This window comes from Flectobacillus roseus (assembly GCF_030056595.1).
GTDB lineage: Bacteria > Bacteroidota > Bacteroidia > Cytophagales > Spirosomataceae > Flectobacillus > Flectobacillus roseus.
Map to the genome: position 1 here is coordinate 12,317 of NZ_JASHIF010000011.1, position 14,476 is coordinate 26,792.

Sequence of the window (14,476 nt, forward strand, 5' to 3'; positions counted from 1 at the left end):
TGACCATAAATTTTACCGTAAATGAAAACTGTAATTATTAAGTATAATGCTGGTAATGTTCAAAGTGTTATGTACGCCATGGATCGAATTGGCGCATCTTATCTTTGGACCGACGATGAGCAAGAAATTCGTACTGCCGATAAAGTTATTTTCCCTGGTGTTGGCGAGGCAAGTACTGCTATGAGCTATTTAAGAGAAAAAGGCTTGGATAAAGTTATTCCTTCTTTGACACAACCTGTACTTGGTACGTGTGTAGGTATGCAATTGATGTGTCGTCATTCTGAAGAAAATAATACCACTTGTATGGGAATTTTTGATTTGGATGTAAAGCGATTTGATTCTAGCAATTTTAAAGTCCCACATGTGGGTTGGAACAATATTTACAATCTCAAAACGGAATTGACACAAGGCTTGCGCGAGGATAGCTATATGTATTTTGTACATAGTTATTTTGCTGAATTGAGTCCCTATACCGTTGCAGAATGTAATTATGTACAACCATTTTCGGCAATGCTTCAAAAGGACAACTTCTATGCCGCACAGTTTCATACCGAAATTAGTGGAAAAGAAGGTCAGTTGATTTTGGAAAACTTCCTGAAGCTGTAACTCATTATTAAAGAAATCATTTTTGCTCAAGCTTTTAGCTTGTTGCTCAACATAAACAGAACAATATTGCGATGATTCAGATTATTCCAGCAATTGATATTATCGATGGCAAGTGTGTACGTCTTACCCAAGGAGATTATTCTCAGAAAAAAACTTATAACGAGAATCCATTAGAAGTTGCCAAGTCATTTGAAGATGCAGGTATTCAGCGTTTGCATTTGGTAGATTTGGACGGTGCCAAGCAAAAGCGTATTATCAACCATAAAGTTCTTGAAACAATCGCCAACAAAACCAGCTTACATATCGATTTTGGAGGAGGAGTACAGTCAGACGAAATGATTCAGTTGGCTTTTGATTATGGTGCCAAACAAGTAACGGGTGGTAGCGTAGCAGTAAAAAATCCAGAATTGTTCGAAAAATGGTTACAAGAATATGGTGGTGAAAAAATTATTTTAGGCGCAGATGCCAAAGATGAAAAAATTGCCATTTCTGGTTGGGAAGAGTCAACAGAAAAATCGGTTTATGATTTTGTAGGAGAATATATTGCTAAAGGAGCAAAATATACGATTTCAACAGATGTAGCCAAAGATGGTTTATTACAAGGACCAAGTTTTGACTTATACCAAAAACTTCAAGACCGTTTTGCTGACTTACATATCATTGCGAGTGGTGGAGTATCTGAATTGAAAGATATTATTCAGTTAAACGAAATGAATGTCTTTGGTGTAATCGTAGGAAAAGCTATTTACGAAGGGCGTATTACGTTGAAGCAATTAGCCGATTTTCATAAATAGAGGGTATTAGTTAACAGTATATCAGTTATTAGATTGCAATTATAAGCAAATTGATATGCTCGGAGTGTATTAATGAAAAATAAAATTGCCTTAATACGCTTTATACCTAAAGCCTAGTTTGAATAAAATGCCTACTAATTTAAGTTTACTTACAACTTCTTATCATGCTAACGAAAAGAATTATTCCTTGTTTGGACATAAAAGACGGTAGAACTGTAAAAGGAACTAACTTCGTTAATCTCCGCGATGCTGGCGACCCTGTAGAATTGGGTGCTATTTACGCCGAACAAGGAGCTGACGAATTGGTATTTTTGGATATTACCGCAACAGTAGATAACCGTAAAACCTTGATTGATTTGGTGCGTAATGTAGCACGCCATGTCAATATCCCTTTTACGGTAGGCGGAGGTATCTCTTCCATCGACGATGTTTCGGCATTATTGAATGCGGGTGCTGATAAAGTTTCAATTAATTCCTCGGCCGTTCGTCGACCAGAATTGATTAACGAACTAGCACTACAATTTGGTTCTCAATGTATTATCGTTGCAATTGATACTCGATTTGTAGAAGGCGAACATATCGTGCATACACATGGTGGACGAAAACCTACCGAATTGCGTACTATTGCATGGGCAAAAGAAGTAGAAGATCGTGGAGCTGGTGAAATTCTGTTGACTTCTATGGATACAGATGGCACAAAAGCTGGTTTTGCCAATGAGCTTACCGCTACTATTTCTGCAAATTCTTCTATTCCAATTATTGCTTCTGGTGGTGCTGGAACCATGGAGCATTTTACAGAAGTATTTACTGCCGGAAAAGCTGATGCTGGATTAGCTGCAAGTATCTTCCATTTTAAAGAAATAGATATTATTGAACTAAAACAGTACCTTCAAAAACAAGGAATTTCAGTAAGATTATAAATAATTCAAAATTGTAGAAGATGAATTGTGAATGATGTCATTTACAACTTATCGTTTGCAATTCATCATTCACATTTATCAATAAAGAGCTATGCAATTAGATTTTGAAAAACAAGGAGGCTTGATTCCTGCCGTTATTCAAGATGCCAAATCCGACAAAGTATTAATGTTGGGATATATGAATCAAGAGGCGTTGGAAAAAACAGAGAAAGAAGGTGTGGTTACATTCTTCAGTCGTTCAAAGCAACGTCTTTGGACTAAGGGAGAAACCTCAGATAATTTTCTACATGTAGTCGAAATTTTGAAAGACTGTGATGAAGATACACTTTTAATTAAAGTTAATCCAGCTGGTCCTACTTGTCACACAGGTGCTGACACTTGTTGGAATGAGGTAAATGCACCAGGGCAGGCAGGTTGGTTGAATTACTTGAAAGCTGTCATTCGTGAGCGCAAAAATAACCCTTCCGAAAAATCATACACAGCAAGTTTGTTTGAAAAAGGAACCAATAAAATTGCCCAAAAAGTAGGGGAGGAGGCTGTCGAGCTAGTGATTGAAGCAATGGACAATAACAATGATTTGTTTAAGGGCGAAGCCGCAGACTTATTGTTTCACTATTTGGTATTGTTAGAGCAGAGAGGTATTGATTTTGACGAAATCATTGACGTACTTCGTAAAAGACATAGCAAGTAGCTATTGTCGAAGCTCAAACATCTTCAAACCTTTTTATAAAAACAATGGTCAATTTCATCATTAAGTATTTATTGATTGCGATTGCTGTGATTGTATTTGCCAAATACATCGATGGTATCGTAATTCAGGATGATAACTTTGTTATATCCTTGAAGGTGGCTCTAGCGATGGGTTTTGTAAATACCTTCCTCAAGCCTGTTCTCAAAATTATTAGCTTTCCTATTACTATCCTTAGCTTAGGATTATTTTTATTAGTAATCAATGTGATTCTGGTGTATTTGGTATCACATTTTGTTACAGGTTTTAATGTCCACGGATTTTTACCTCCCTTATTATTCAGCTTTGGTATCTCTGTGGTATCCACAATTTTAGGGTGGATTTTAGACTAATGAAAAAATGAGTAAACCTTATTTTAATTAAGGTTTACTTTTTTTTTACGTGCCATTTTTGGTACAGAAAAAGAAAATGTTTGATTAATGGTAAAATAAGGGATTTTATTTTAAAACCTTCATTATTCTTCCTATCTTCGTGCCCTCCAAAATACACTCACTTTTCTTTTTGGCATATTTTTTGAATTGTTAGCCAACAAATTGCAAGATAAATAGTTATGTCTTTTGTGTTACCCTTGACTAGAACCGCCAATGTGGTCAAGAGCACAAACCTGACAGGGTTTGTCCGATTGATAATTAATTGAGTAGTTACATTTGAATTAGTCTATTAACACATGAAAAAGATCCTTCTTTTATTTTTAATCTCGTTACTTACATTTCAAATACAAGCTCAAAAGAGTAAGTATGTTTCATCGACCATCAAGCCACAAGAGCGTTCTAATATTGAAAAGTCGCTCAATTGGGCATCTACATCATCTCAACATATTTCTGATACAAGAGGCTACGAAATTGGAGTTAGTGCAGCTCCTGTTGATAGAGATTCTATCTATCACGAGGTTGATATTGCACCTTCTTTTCCTGGTGGAGATGAGTCGATACGTCGATTTATTGCACAAAACCTTATTAGACCGAAAGGGTCAAAAGGTGAGGTTGTTTTGGTGAAGTTCTTAGTTGAACGCTATGGTGAAATTAGTAAAGTTCATATTGTAGAAAGTAATGGCGACCCTCAAATCAGCGCTGAGGCAATCAGAGTTGTGAAAAAAATGGGGTCATGGAACCCTGGTAAAATTAGAGGGGTAGAGGTAGCATCTTATTATGTGTTACCTGTAAGATTTTAAGAATGTAACTTATAGACATACATAAACAAAAAGGCTCGAATTTCGAGCCTTTTTTTATGGAGTACCATGCTGAAAAGTTATTTCGGTTGCAATGCCCATAGCGCTAAATCGAATACCCATAGACAATGCACTAGATTTCTGTGTCTTGTTTTGACAATGTGTGCCCGGTTCAAAAAAGTAAATGTAGTATTTTTGATTACGGTCGGCCAACTGTTGAATGTCTGGTTTTCCTAAGTAATCATCCATATCGTTGGCACTAACGCCTCTTATTTCTTCTTTCAGGCTTTTTACTTTTTCTAACATGGCTAACCGTTTTCCCTGACAACCACCTCTATCTGACTTCCATGTTTCCAAATCGAGTCCTTCCAACTTGGGTTGCTTGGTACAAGCCATAGTACTAATCAATAAAAATATCCCGATGAACCCGTTGATAATTTTTTTCATGTTGATAAATATTTTGTTATAATTTACTCAATCGCTCGCCAGCTATCTCTAAGGTTTGGTCATCTTTGGCAAAACAAAATCTCAAAATTTTGTAATCGTTTTTCTGATGATAAAAAACAGAAACAGGAATACTAGCTACACCGATTTCTTTGGTAAGTCGCTGTGCTAATGCCAAATCGTTCTCGTCGGTAATGTTAGCATAATTGACACACTGGAAAAAGCTACCACTTGCTGGAATCCATTCAAATCTACTACCCTGAATACATGCAATAAACTTATCTCGCTTTTCTTGATAAAACTGCGATACTGATAAATAGTTATCAGGTTCTTGCAAAAACTCAGCTAATGCATATTGAATAGGCGTTACGGTTGAAAATGCAAGCCATTGATGGACTTTTCTAAACTCTTCGCTGAGCTGTTGTGGCGCTAAACAATACCCCACTTTCCAACCAGTAACATGAAATGTTTTACCAAACGAGCCACATACAAAGGTACGCTTTTGAAGCTCAGGATGACGAATAGGGCTCCAATGATTATGACCGTCAAAGATGATATGCTCGTACACTTCATCACTAACAATAAAAATATTGGTATCCTTGACAATGGCTGCTAGCTGTTCAAGGTCATCTTTGCTCATAACCGTTCCTGTTGGATTGTGGGGCGTATTGAGCAAAATGAGTTTTGTCTTTTCTGTGATTTTAGCTTTTACAACGTTCCAATCTATCTGGTAGTTGTTTTCTGGAGTAAGCGTAACATATACAGGAATACCGCCGTTGAGGCGAACGGCTGGTTCGTAAGAATCGTAGTTTGGCTCAAGTAAGATAACCTCGTCGCCAGTTTGTACCACAGCTGTGATGGCGGCGTATAGTGCCTCAGTTGCACCCGAAACAATGGTAACTTCTTGGTCAGGATGATAGGAAATGCCGTAAAGATCTGATGTTTTTTGTGCAATGATTTCACGCAAAGGCTGAATTCCAGACAATGGAGCATATTGGTTCATGCCTTTGCGTAAATATTTTTCAACTAATTCAATCAATTTGGGAGAACACTCAAAATTAGGAAAGCCTTGTGACAAATTGAGTGCGCCGTGGTCATTGGCTAGTTTAGACATGACCGTAAAAATGGTAGTACCAATATGGGGTTGCTTAGATTGTAATTGCATGTAAAAAATCTGCCATTGTGAACATGCAAAATAAGGTAAGGATTAGCAAGTATCCCAATATATCGACAAGTATTAGGGCTTAAATTTCAAGAAACCATTCGAGATATCCTTGTTCTATAATCCCCTGAACCTCTAAGTCTTCGTTAAAAATAACCATATTAGCTGGAAACCCTTCTTCTATCTTTCCTAAGGTGTGGTCTTGTTGGATAGCTTGAGCTGGATATGTAGAGGCCATACGCAAGGATTCATCGAGAGGAATACCTACTTTTAAGTAGCAGCTTATAACTCCCTGAATCATACTGAGCGCCGAACCTGATAAAATACCATTGGTATCGGTATAGCGATCGCCAGCATGAATAAACTTATAATCGCCCGAGGTGTCCTCGGTAACGGCATCGGTGATGATAAAGAGGCGCTCGCCCATCATTTTTTTCGAAATACTTACCGTCGAATAACTTACGTGTACGCCATCAGGAATAATACTTGCCCAAACATCGCTATCATAAGTCGCACCTACAAGTCCTGGCTCACGACTCTGAAACTGTGACATGGCATTGAAAAGATGGGTAACTCTTCTAATACCTTTATCAAAAGCCTCTGTTGCTTGTTCGTAAGTCGCAGAACTATGTCCCGCCGAAATAATGATATGACTGTCGAGTAAATATTCTAATTGCTCTTTGGTAAACTCTTCTGGAGCTATTGTCATGTAGGTAGGCAAACCCTTTGAGGCTTCTACCACTTGAATGAGTTCTTCATTGCTTGGTTTTCGGATAAATTCGGCTACGTGTGCACCACGTTTAGGAAAACTAAAATATGGTCCTTCTAAATGTAAGCCCGCCAAACCTTTTCCGCCTTGTGCCAAATAATCTTTAGCCACTTGAATTGCCTCCAAGATTTTGTCAAGAGGAGTAGACGAAAGAGTAATTTGAAAATGACTTGTTCCTGAGCGACGTATTTCCTGATAAGTTTTTTGAATAGTCTGAATACTTGTACTAGAGTTAAAAAGACTACCACCGCCACCATAAATTTGAATATCGACAAAGGATGGAGCTATGGAATATCCTCTCATATCTACAGTCGAGAGTTCGCTATCGATTTGTTCTTCAGGAATAATTTGCAAAATGCTATCATCCTTGATGACAATTGCGTATTGCTCAAGAATTTTTGAAGAAGTATAAATTTTGCAGTTTTTTAATGCATACATAAGTTAAATGGTTAATGTAGTAAATGAGGTAAGCTTGCGCAGTAGTATGAATACGATTGATGAGAGATAAACATTTATTGAATTGTTTCTACATCGACCACGATTTTCCAAGTATTATTAGATTCTTGTTGCCAAACTCTCAGAAAACTGCCCTTAATGTCTTTATCTGTAGCTTTTCCAGAAATGCTTCCATAAACACAAGCAAAGTCGGTGGCCTGAGATACGATAGTTTTGAGACCTGTATAAATCAGTTTTTTCTGATAATTTTTTTGCAAAAAAGCTACAGCGTTGGCTTTTCCTTCTATTGGTAGGTAATTATCTCGGATTAATAAGACCTTTTCGGAAAGATGTGGCTCATGCGGGTTCAAAGCTGTTTGAGCATTTTTCCAATAATAAAAATCCTTCATGAATACAAAACGTTCTGCTTGAATCACCGAATTACTAGATGGTTTGAAGGTACTAAATCTTTCTTTGAGCGCTTGGTTGGGGTTGGCTTTGTGCGCCACACCAATATCTGCACGAACACGCCAATCGCCAGTGTTTTGTTTTTGCCAAAGCGTCACAAATGTACCAGTTGCGGAGGCTGGCGCTTGCTCATTAGCGGAAGCTTGCCAATTACCAATAGAATATCCTAAATCGCCCGAAAGCGCCATTCCTGCATAAATCGGTTGCCATTGTAATAAGCCTTGAGGCTTTTTATTTTTCCAGACCTCCAAACCATTTTGAGGCATTCCTTTTTCAAAAACTACGCCATCAGGCGCTAAAAAATAAAGAAAGGCAGCTGGTGTATTTTTATCTAATGCCATTTTAGCAAACGCTTTTTCCGTCGCAATCATTTGAGTGATAGCTTCTTTGGGTAAGGTATCCTGAAAACGGAAAGCCGTCAATAACAAGCAGATAAAAAAAGTAAATCGCATATCGTATAAATATTGAGTGAATTAGTGAGTTGTGATTGAGTGATTTTTACAAATATCTATCTCCTCAGACGCAATGCTTTGTAAATTATAGATTAAAAATTAATCACTCATTCGCCAATCACTCAATAATTGAAATTAGAATGAAAATAGCTATTTCTTGAACCACTAAAAAAAGTAAATCGTATATCGAATAAATATTGAGTGAATTAGTGGTTTGTGATTGAGTGATTTTTACAAATATCTATCTTCTCAGACGTAATGCTTTTTAAATTATAGATTAAAAATTAATCACTCATTCGCCAATCACTCAAACACTCAATAATTGAAGTTATAATGAAAATAGCTATTTCTTGAGCCACTCTGGGTGCTTTTTGTGGAAATCAGTAGCATCTTGGTAAATTTTGGCTACCTCTAGCAACTTACCTTCTCCAAACAATTTCCCCATAAAAGTAATACTTGTTGGGCGTCCTTCTGGACGGAATCCATTGGGTAATACTACACAAGGGTGCCCCGACAAATTGGTTAATGTCAAGTTGGCATTACCAAAGGCTGGTGAAATATAAACGTCTATATCTTTGAGTTTAGTCTCCATTTCCTGAATAAGCTTGGTACGGAGACGATTGGCCTGTAGGTATTCTACTGCAGGAATAAAGCGAGAGGCACGGAAGGAATTTGGCCAAGCATTCTTGATTTGTCTGACCATCGTATCATCTTTGCCATTGCGTGTTAGCTCATCAAATGCCGTAGCTGCTTCGGCACTCAGGATAATAGTCATATCTCCTACTGGATAGTTCGGTAGTTCAAGAGGAATTAACTCTGCCCCCAATTTGCGTAAAGTTACCAAGGATAGAGAATCCTGAGTCTTGGTTGGATAATTTCGGTCAAAATCTTTTTTCAAATAAGCGATTCGGATACCTTTCAAATCTTTTCTATTTCCATTAAAACTAAACGAAGCGTCAATGGTACTTAGGTCTTTTCCGTCGGTTCCTTTGATGGCATTGAAGACAATCGCACAATCTTCGACTGTTCTACAAATAGGGCCAAGTTTATCCATCGACCAGCTCAATGCCATTGCACCTGTACGAGGCACACGACCAAAACTTGGACGCAATCCCGTCGTGCCACATTCGGAAGAAGGTGATACAATAGAGCCTAAAGTTTCGGAGCCAATCGCAAATGGTAATAGTCCAGCCGAAACAGATGACGCCGAACCTGCCGACGAGCCTGACGAACCACGTTTGAGGTTCCATGGGTTTTTGGTTGTTCCTCCAAACCAAACATCTCCCCAAGCTAGCTCTCCGAGTGTTAGTTTGGCACAAAGCACAGCGCCAGCTTCTTCGAGACGAGTAATCACAGTCGCATCATAGTCCAACACTTGGTCTTTGAAAGGTACAGAGCCCCAAGTGGTTTTGTATCCTTTTTTGGCTAATAAATCTTTAGCGCCATACGGAATACCATGTAATAAACCTCTATATTTTCCTTTGGCTATTTCTGCATCAGCTTTTTTGGCTTGTTGAATCGCCAAATCTTCTGTGAGCGTAATTACACACGCCAACTGTTTATCGTAGGTTTTTAGTCTTTCTAAGAAAAACTGCGTTAGTTCTAATGAGCTAATTTGTTTGGTGCGAATCAATTCAGCCAATTCGCGAACACTCATAAAGGCCAAATCGCTTTTATTTACAGGAAGTTTAACCGCAGAAGTTAACGAAGGAGTAAATTTTGATGGAGTTTTGTCAAAAGTAAATCCAATGGGTAAAGGATTAAAGGTAACAGCTGGGGCTACCTCGTTGTTGATAGATACTTTTCGAATTTCTTCAAAATTTCTTCGATTATCAGTCACATCAAAAAGCATAGAATCAGCTTCAGCTTCCGTAAAGTCTAATCCTAATAATGATTGAGCGTGTCGGATAACATTGGTTGTGATAGGTTGATTTTCAATCTTTTGATGTATAAAAGCTCCAAGGAATAAGCTACCAACGCAAGCTAATGGTAGGACGTAATGTTTTTTCATAGAATTGATCTTAGTTTGTTAAATGTATAAAATAAGAGGGTTTTGTTCTACTTTAAAGTTAAGTCAAAATGAGAAAGAATTGTTTGATGAAAGAGAAATTTAGCTCAACATCAAAGATTGAAAGCGAAATGAAATAACAAATAATTGAGAATTTTCGAGAATAACCTATAGTCCGATTTTTTTGTTGATTATCTTTGGCACAGCAAATCTATTGGATAGCGCCACTTTGAATTTTTAACAAACAAAAAACATATTATTATGTACGAGATTCTAGTAACTTCTCACTCTTACCTTCGTTGGCTTGTGTTAATGTTGGGTTTGGCTACAACGATTAGTGCCATCATGGGCAAAACTTCAAAAGCGCAGTTTTCAGATGGTGATCGTAAATTAGGTCTTTTCTTTATGATTTCATGCCACACACAATTGTTACTAGGCTTAGTTCTTTACTTTGTGAGTCCATTCGGTGCTAAAGCATTCGAAATGGGTATGAAGGAAGTAATGGGTAATGCTTTTTATCGTAAAATCGCTGTTGAGCACGTATTTACCATGATTATTGCTATCGTTTTGATTACGGTAGGTCATTCAAAAAATAAGCGTGAAACGAGTGATGCAAAAAGATTTAACAACGCATTGATTTTCTTTGGATTAGGCTTGCTATTGATTTTGGCTGGTATTCCTTGGAACAAAGCGGTTTAGGAATTAAGTATTAATAATTGCATTATTGCGCTCTAGGCCATAAGCTGTAGGCGTTAGGCAAAAATGTATTCATGATTTTGTTAGAAATACTTTTTGCTTATAGCGTAATGCACGGATAAAATAAGTTTGTCCACCAACCAGACATTCTTTAAAAAAGGCTTATCAGATATTTCTGATGAGCCTTTTTTTTACCTTTCAATCAAATTTGAAGATTTATCGACGATAAAAGTTTGAAAAGTAGTTATTATTTGTAATTTTTATTAAAAAAAATATTCGATAAATTATATAAAAACCTATTGGGATTTCTTCTTATCATTTTGAAAACACATCAATTGACCATTTTTATATAAAACTGATTAACTTTGTAAGGATATGAATAAGTGTATTTTTTTAGATAGAGATGGTGTTTTGAACGTAGATAGAGTGGACTACGTTTATCGCATCGAAGATTTGATTATTCCTGAAGGAACAGTAGAAGCGCTGGAGCGCTTGAAGGCTGCGGGTTACTTGTTGATTGTCATTACAAACCAATCAGGTATTGCGAAGGGTATCTACACGCGCGATGATGTATGGATGTGTCATAATTACTTTCAAGAGCAATGTGGACATTTATTAGATGATTTGTATTTCTGTCCTCATCACGAAAACTTCAACTCGGCATCTCTTACTCGCAAGCCTGGCTCGCTGATGATTGAAAAGGCTATTGCCAAATACAAAATCGACCCAGACCAATCTTGGATGATTGGCGATGCACATCGTGATATTAAAGCGGGACATCGTGCAGGCGTAAAAACGATACATTTAACAGAAAAACCTGAAGAGTCATTTTCTGAAATTACGACAAATACTTTGTTGGAAGCAAGCCAGATAATTGTACCAGCTTAGGATTGGAAGATATATTCTAACAAAAAAGCCTCTAGGATTGATTCCAGAGGCTTTTTTTGTTAGAGCGTCTTGCTCAAATCTTATTTACGTTTCTTACGGTCGCTACCATGCTTGTTGTCTTTGCCACCTTTATAATCTTTTTTTCTGTTATCTCTACCTCTAGAGTCAGATTTTGATCTGTGACGAGAATTAAAGCGTTCTTTGTCTTTTTTACCACCACCACGGCTTTCATTAGCTCCTGCTAGCAATAAATCCATCGTTCTACGAGCTAAATTACATTCTTTTACTCGTACCTGCACTTTATCACCAAAGGTATACACTTTGCCGTTGCGCTGTCCTACAATACGGAAGTTATCTCTGTCAAAATCATAGAAGTCATCTTTTAGGTCAACCATACGAACGATGCCCTCTGATGCAGTTTCTGTAATTTCTACAAAAATACCAAACTCAGTTACGCCCGAGATGATACCATCCCAAACACGTTCTTCTTCCATCATACTCATGTATTCTACTTGCTTGTATTTGATAGAAGCACGTTCGGCTTCACTCGCAAGTTTTTCCATTTCAGACGAATGTTTACATCTTACTTCCCAAGCAGCTCTTTCGAGTGGATCACCGCCGTCAAGATAATGTTGCAGCATACGGTGTGCCATCATGTCTGGATAACGACGAATTGGGGATGTAAAATGTGAGTAGAACGGAAATGCCAAACCAAAGTGACCAATAGGATCGGTACTATATTTGGCTTTGGACATGGTACGCACCGCCAAACTTTCCAAAATGTTCTGCTCTGGTTTTCCTTCAATACCCTCCATCAGTTGATTGAATGAACTACTGATTTGAGCGGCTTCTGTTGCTACCGAATAACCAAATTTCTTGGCAAAGGTAGAAAACGTGCGAAGTTTTTCAGGGTCTGGTGCTTCGTGAATACGATACACCATGGTATTGCGAGGCTCTTTTTTACGAAGTTTATACACATACTCAGCTACACGTTTGTTGGCCAAAAGCATGAATTCTTCGATAAGCTTGTGAGCATCTTTACGGATTTTTTGGTAGATACCTAAAGGTTTACCATTTTCGTCCAACTTGAATTTAACTTCAACTGTTTCAAAGTTTACCGCACCATTAGCAAAACGCTCGGCACGAAGAATATGCGCTAGGTTATTCAAAACCGTCAATTCATGCAAAAATGGAACGTCTGGTGTAGTTGGCTCTTCTACTTTTTTCTTACGGCCACGTTTAGGTTTTACTTCTTCTACGGGTGTCGCAACTTCTGTAGTTTCGTTGACAGTAGCTGGTACTTCGGCAGGAGGGTTATTCAAATCTAATACTTCTTGAGCCTCTTCATAGGTAAAACGCTTGTCAGAGTGAATAACTGTGCGACCAAACCATTCGTTTTTGATTTTACCTTTTGATGTAATTTCAAAAATGGCAGAGAAGGTTAGTTTGTCCTCATTAGGACGTAATGAACACAAGCCGTTCGAAAGCTTTTCAGGAAGCATTGGTACAACTCTGTCTACCAAATATACCGATGTGGCACGCTTGAATGCCTCTTGTTCCAAAATAGTGTTTGGCTGAACATAATGCGTTACATCGGCAATGTGGATACCAATTTGATAATTACCATTTTCGAGTTGTTCAAAACTCAAGGCATCGTCAAAGTCCTTGGCATCTATTGGGTCAATAGTGAATGTGGTAATGCCGCGCATATCTTTGCGTTTGGCAATTTCTGCTTCAGGAATTTTCTCTGAGATATCTTCAGCTTCTTGTTCGACACCATCAGGAAAATGGTATGGCAAACCGAATTCGGCTAAAATAGCATGCATTTCGGTATTATTTTCACCAGCTTTACCTAATACTTCCTGAATAACACCTTCCATTTTGCGTTCGCCAAGAGGCCATTTCGTGATTTTGACAATCACTTTATCACCATGTTTTACATCTTTGAGTGCTTCTCTTGGCACAAAAATGTCTTGATACAAACGTTTAGAGTCTGGTGTCACAAAAGCGTAATTAGGGAGTAATTCGATAGTCCCTACAATTTCGGAGCGACCATGTTCTAAAATTTCTACCACTTCGCCTTCGGCACGATCAGAGCCTTTCTTGCGTTTTGCCGAAATCAATACTTTGACAATATCGCCATCAATAGCCCCATTAAGGTCTTGGTTTGAAATCCAAACATCATCCTCACGACCCTCTACTACCACAAATGCAAATCGAGCATTGACGTGGTCAACTTTTCCTGTCACAAATTCAGTGACACGGTCTATGATATAATTGCCGTCTTTTTGACGAATCAGTTTTTTGTCTTTAGTTAATACTTCAACTAGTGTAGCAAAAAGTTCTTTTGTACTGCGGTCACGAACGGCAAAGGCTTTGTGAACTTGATTGAGCGACCAACTACGGTCGTCGTTTAGTTCGAAAAATGATAAGATTTCATTTTTTACAGATTCGCGAAATCTTTCTTCTTTGCTATTTTTCTGTTTAGTCATTGATATATAATTACCTTTTATTCAAAGAAAAGGATTGTTTCAGTTATAAAATGAGAAATAATGTGTGGTGGCTGAGTTGTGCTTGGTAGTATTTACCAATAAAATGTAAATGCTTTATGTGATTGCCATTAGCCACTATTTTGTATGAGCTAAAATGATACCAATAAGTAGATGGTGGATTTGAGAATGTGTATTTCGGTGGTGAAAAGCCCGAAATTTTTAACTTCTATTGTATGAATTGCTAGTTTTCAAATAATAAATCACAAAGTCACTCTAATACTAATTCGCTCAATACTTACACGAACAGTTCTAAATTACGATTATTCTTGTATATATGACAATATTTATAAGAATTTGGTTTACTCTGGTGCCAATAAAGAATGGTTCTATATTAGTAGTGTACGAAGGATTTCAAACTATTTTGGA

General features: G+C 37.6%; 14 protein-coding genes. 8 read left to right on the plus strand and 6 right to left on the minus strand.

Features of this window, described 5'->3' with window-relative positions; genetic code table 11:
* Window positions 1–21: 21 nt before the first annotated feature.
* The 6 genes from hisH to QM524_RS14170 all read left to right on the plus strand — a co-directional run bounded on the left by hisH (window position 22) and on the right by QM524_RS14170 (window position 4,239).
* Complete coding sequence (gene hisH, locus QM524_RS14145) at window positions 22–606, plus strand: imidazole glycerol phosphate synthase subunit HisH (RefSeq protein ID WP_095166121.1); 585 nt, start codon at window positions 22–24, stop codon at window positions 604–606.
* A gap of 71 nt (window positions 607–677) precedes the next feature.
* On the plus strand, window positions 678–1,400 hold the full coding sequence (gene hisA / locus QM524_RS14150) for a 1-(5-phosphoribosyl)-5-[(5-phosphoribosylamino)methylideneamino]imidazole-4-carboxamide isomerase (protein WP_166552319.1): 723 nt from the start codon (window positions 678–680) through the stop codon (window positions 1,398–1,400).
* 164 nt (window positions 1,401–1,564) lie between these two features.
* Window positions 1,565–2,320 carry an imidazole glycerol phosphate synthase subunit HisF gene (hisF, locus tag QM524_RS14155; protein ID WP_095166125.1) on the plus strand — a complete coding sequence of 252 codons (756 nt, stop codon included), beginning with the start codon at window positions 1,565–1,567 and terminating at the stop codon, window positions 2,318–2,320.
* Window positions 2,321–2,411: 91 nt separating this feature from the next.
* The gene (hisIE, locus tag QM524_RS14160) at window positions 2,412–3,011 is read left to right on the plus strand and encodes a bifunctional phosphoribosyl-AMP cyclohydrolase/phosphoribosyl-ATP diphosphatase HisIE (protein ID WP_095166127.1); all 600 of its coding nucleotides are present in this window, start codon (window positions 2,412–2,414) and stop codon (window positions 3,009–3,011) included.
* 44 nt (window positions 3,012–3,055) lie between these two features.
* Window positions 3,056–3,400: a phage holin family protein gene (locus tag QM524_RS14165; protein ID WP_095166129.1), complete on the plus strand. Its 345-nt coding sequence runs from the start codon at window positions 3,056–3,058 to the stop codon at window positions 3,398–3,400.
* 335 nt (window positions 3,401–3,735) lie between these two features.
* A complete protein-coding gene (locus QM524_RS14170; protein ID WP_095166131.1) occupies window positions 3,736–4,239 on the plus strand; it encodes an energy transducer TonB in 504 nt (167 codons plus the stop codon).
* 54 nt (window positions 4,240–4,293) lie between these two features.
* Here QM524_RS14170 and QM524_RS14175 read toward each other — a convergent pair whose 3' ends face one another.
* From QM524_RS14175 to QM524_RS14195, 5 genes are all read right to left on the minus strand, one after another.
* Entirely contained in the window at window positions 4,294–4,683 is a 390-nt protein-coding gene (locus tag QM524_RS14175; protein ID WP_229242102.1) for a hypothetical protein, read from the minus strand.
* Window positions 4,684–4,699: 16 nt separating this feature from the next.
* Window positions 4,700–5,845, minus strand: coding sequence for a methionine aminotransferase (locus QM524_RS14180; protein ID WP_283345090.1), 1,146 nt, complete (start codon window positions 5,843–5,845; stop codon window positions 4,700–4,702).
* Window positions 5,846–5,924: 79 nt separating this feature from the next.
* Window positions 5,925–7,049: an N-acetylglucosamine-6-phosphate deacetylase gene (gene nagA, locus QM524_RS14185; protein WP_283345091.1), complete on the minus strand. Its 1,125-nt coding sequence runs from the start codon at window positions 7,047–7,049 to the stop codon at window positions 5,925–5,927.
* Between the two features lie 74 nt (window positions 7,050–7,123).
* Window positions 7,124–7,966 carry a Cif family virulence factor gene (locus QM524_RS14190; protein ID WP_283345092.1) on the minus strand — a complete coding sequence of 281 codons (843 nt, stop codon included), beginning with the start codon at window positions 7,964–7,966 and terminating at the stop codon, window positions 7,124–7,126.
* Window positions 7,967–8,309: 343 nt separating this feature from the next.
* Window positions 8,310–9,977, minus strand: coding sequence for an amidase (locus tag QM524_RS14195; RefSeq protein WP_283345093.1), 1,668 nt, complete (start codon window positions 9,975–9,977; stop codon window positions 8,310–8,312).
* A 258-nt stretch (window positions 9,978–10,235) separates the two neighbouring features.
* On the opposite strand from QM524_RS14195, the gene QM524_RS14200 reads away from it, so the two are divergent.
* Together QM524_RS14200 and QM524_RS14205 are read left to right on the plus strand one after the other, a co-directional pair.
* Complete coding sequence (locus tag QM524_RS14200; RefSeq protein ID WP_095166143.1) at window positions 10,236–10,673, plus strand: hypothetical protein; 438 nt, start codon at window positions 10,236–10,238, stop codon at window positions 10,671–10,673.
* 372 nt (window positions 10,674–11,045) lie between these two features.
* Complete coding sequence (locus QM524_RS14205; protein WP_095166145.1) at window positions 11,046–11,558, plus strand: D-glycero-alpha-D-manno-heptose-1,7-bisphosphate 7-phosphatase; 513 nt, start codon at window positions 11,046–11,048, stop codon at window positions 11,556–11,558.
* Between the two features lie 80 nt (window positions 11,559–11,638).
* On the opposite strand, the gene QM524_RS14210 is transcribed toward QM524_RS14205, so the two are convergent.
* Entirely contained in the window at window positions 11,639–14,050 is a 2,412-nt protein-coding gene (locus QM524_RS14210; RefSeq protein ID WP_283345094.1) for a ribonuclease R family protein, read from the minus strand.
* Window positions 14,051–14,476 lie beyond the last annotated feature (426 nt).

Coding starts and splice junctions, on each gene's coding strand:
- hisIE (WP_095166127.1), top strand. CDS start 2,412: ATGCAATTAGATTTTGAAAAACAAGGAGGCTTGATTCCTGCCGTTATT.
- QM524_RS14205 (WP_095166145.1), top strand. CDS start 11,046: ATGAATAAGTGTATTTTTTTAGATAGAGATGGTGTTTTGAACGTAGAT.
- QM524_RS14200 (WP_095166143.1), top strand. CDS start 10,236: ATGTACGAGATTCTAGTAACTTCTCACTCTTACCTTCGTTGGCTTGTG.
- hisH (WP_095166121.1), top strand. CDS start 22: ATGAAAACTGTAATTATTAAGTATAATGCTGGTAATGTTCAAAGTGTT.
- QM524_RS14165 (WP_095166129.1), top strand. CDS start 3,056: ATGGTCAATTTCATCATTAAGTATTTATTGATTGCGATTGCTGTGATT.
- QM524_RS14170 (WP_095166131.1), top strand. CDS start 3,736: ATGAAAAAGATCCTTCTTTTATTTTTAATCTCGTTACTTACATTTCAA.
- QM524_RS14190 (WP_283345092.1), bottom strand. CDS start 7,966: ATGCGATTTACTTTTTTTATCTGCTTGTTATTGACGGCTTTCCGTTTT.
- QM524_RS14180 (WP_283345090.1), bottom strand. CDS start 5,845: ATGCAATTACAATCTAAGCAACCCCATATTGGTACTACCATTTTTACG.
- nagA (WP_283345091.1), bottom strand. CDS start 7,049: ATGTATGCATTAAAAAACTGCAAAATTTATACTTCTTCAAAAATTCTT.
- QM524_RS14175 (WP_229242102.1), bottom strand. CDS start 4,683: ATGAAAAAAATTATCAACGGGTTCATCGGGATATTTTTATTGATTAGT.
- hisF (WP_095166125.1), top strand. CDS start 1,565: ATGCTAACGAAAAGAATTATTCCTTGTTTGGACATAAAAGACGGTAGA.
- QM524_RS14195 (WP_283345093.1), bottom strand. CDS start 9,977: ATGAAAAAACATTACGTCCTACCATTAGCTTGCGTTGGTAGCTTATTC.
- QM524_RS14210 (WP_283345094.1), bottom strand. CDS start 14,050: ATGACTAAACAGAAAAATAGCAAAGAAGAAAGATTTCGCGAATCTGTA.
- hisA (WP_166552319.1), top strand. CDS start 678: ATGATTCAGATTATTCCAGCAATTGATATTATCGATGGCAAGTGTGTA.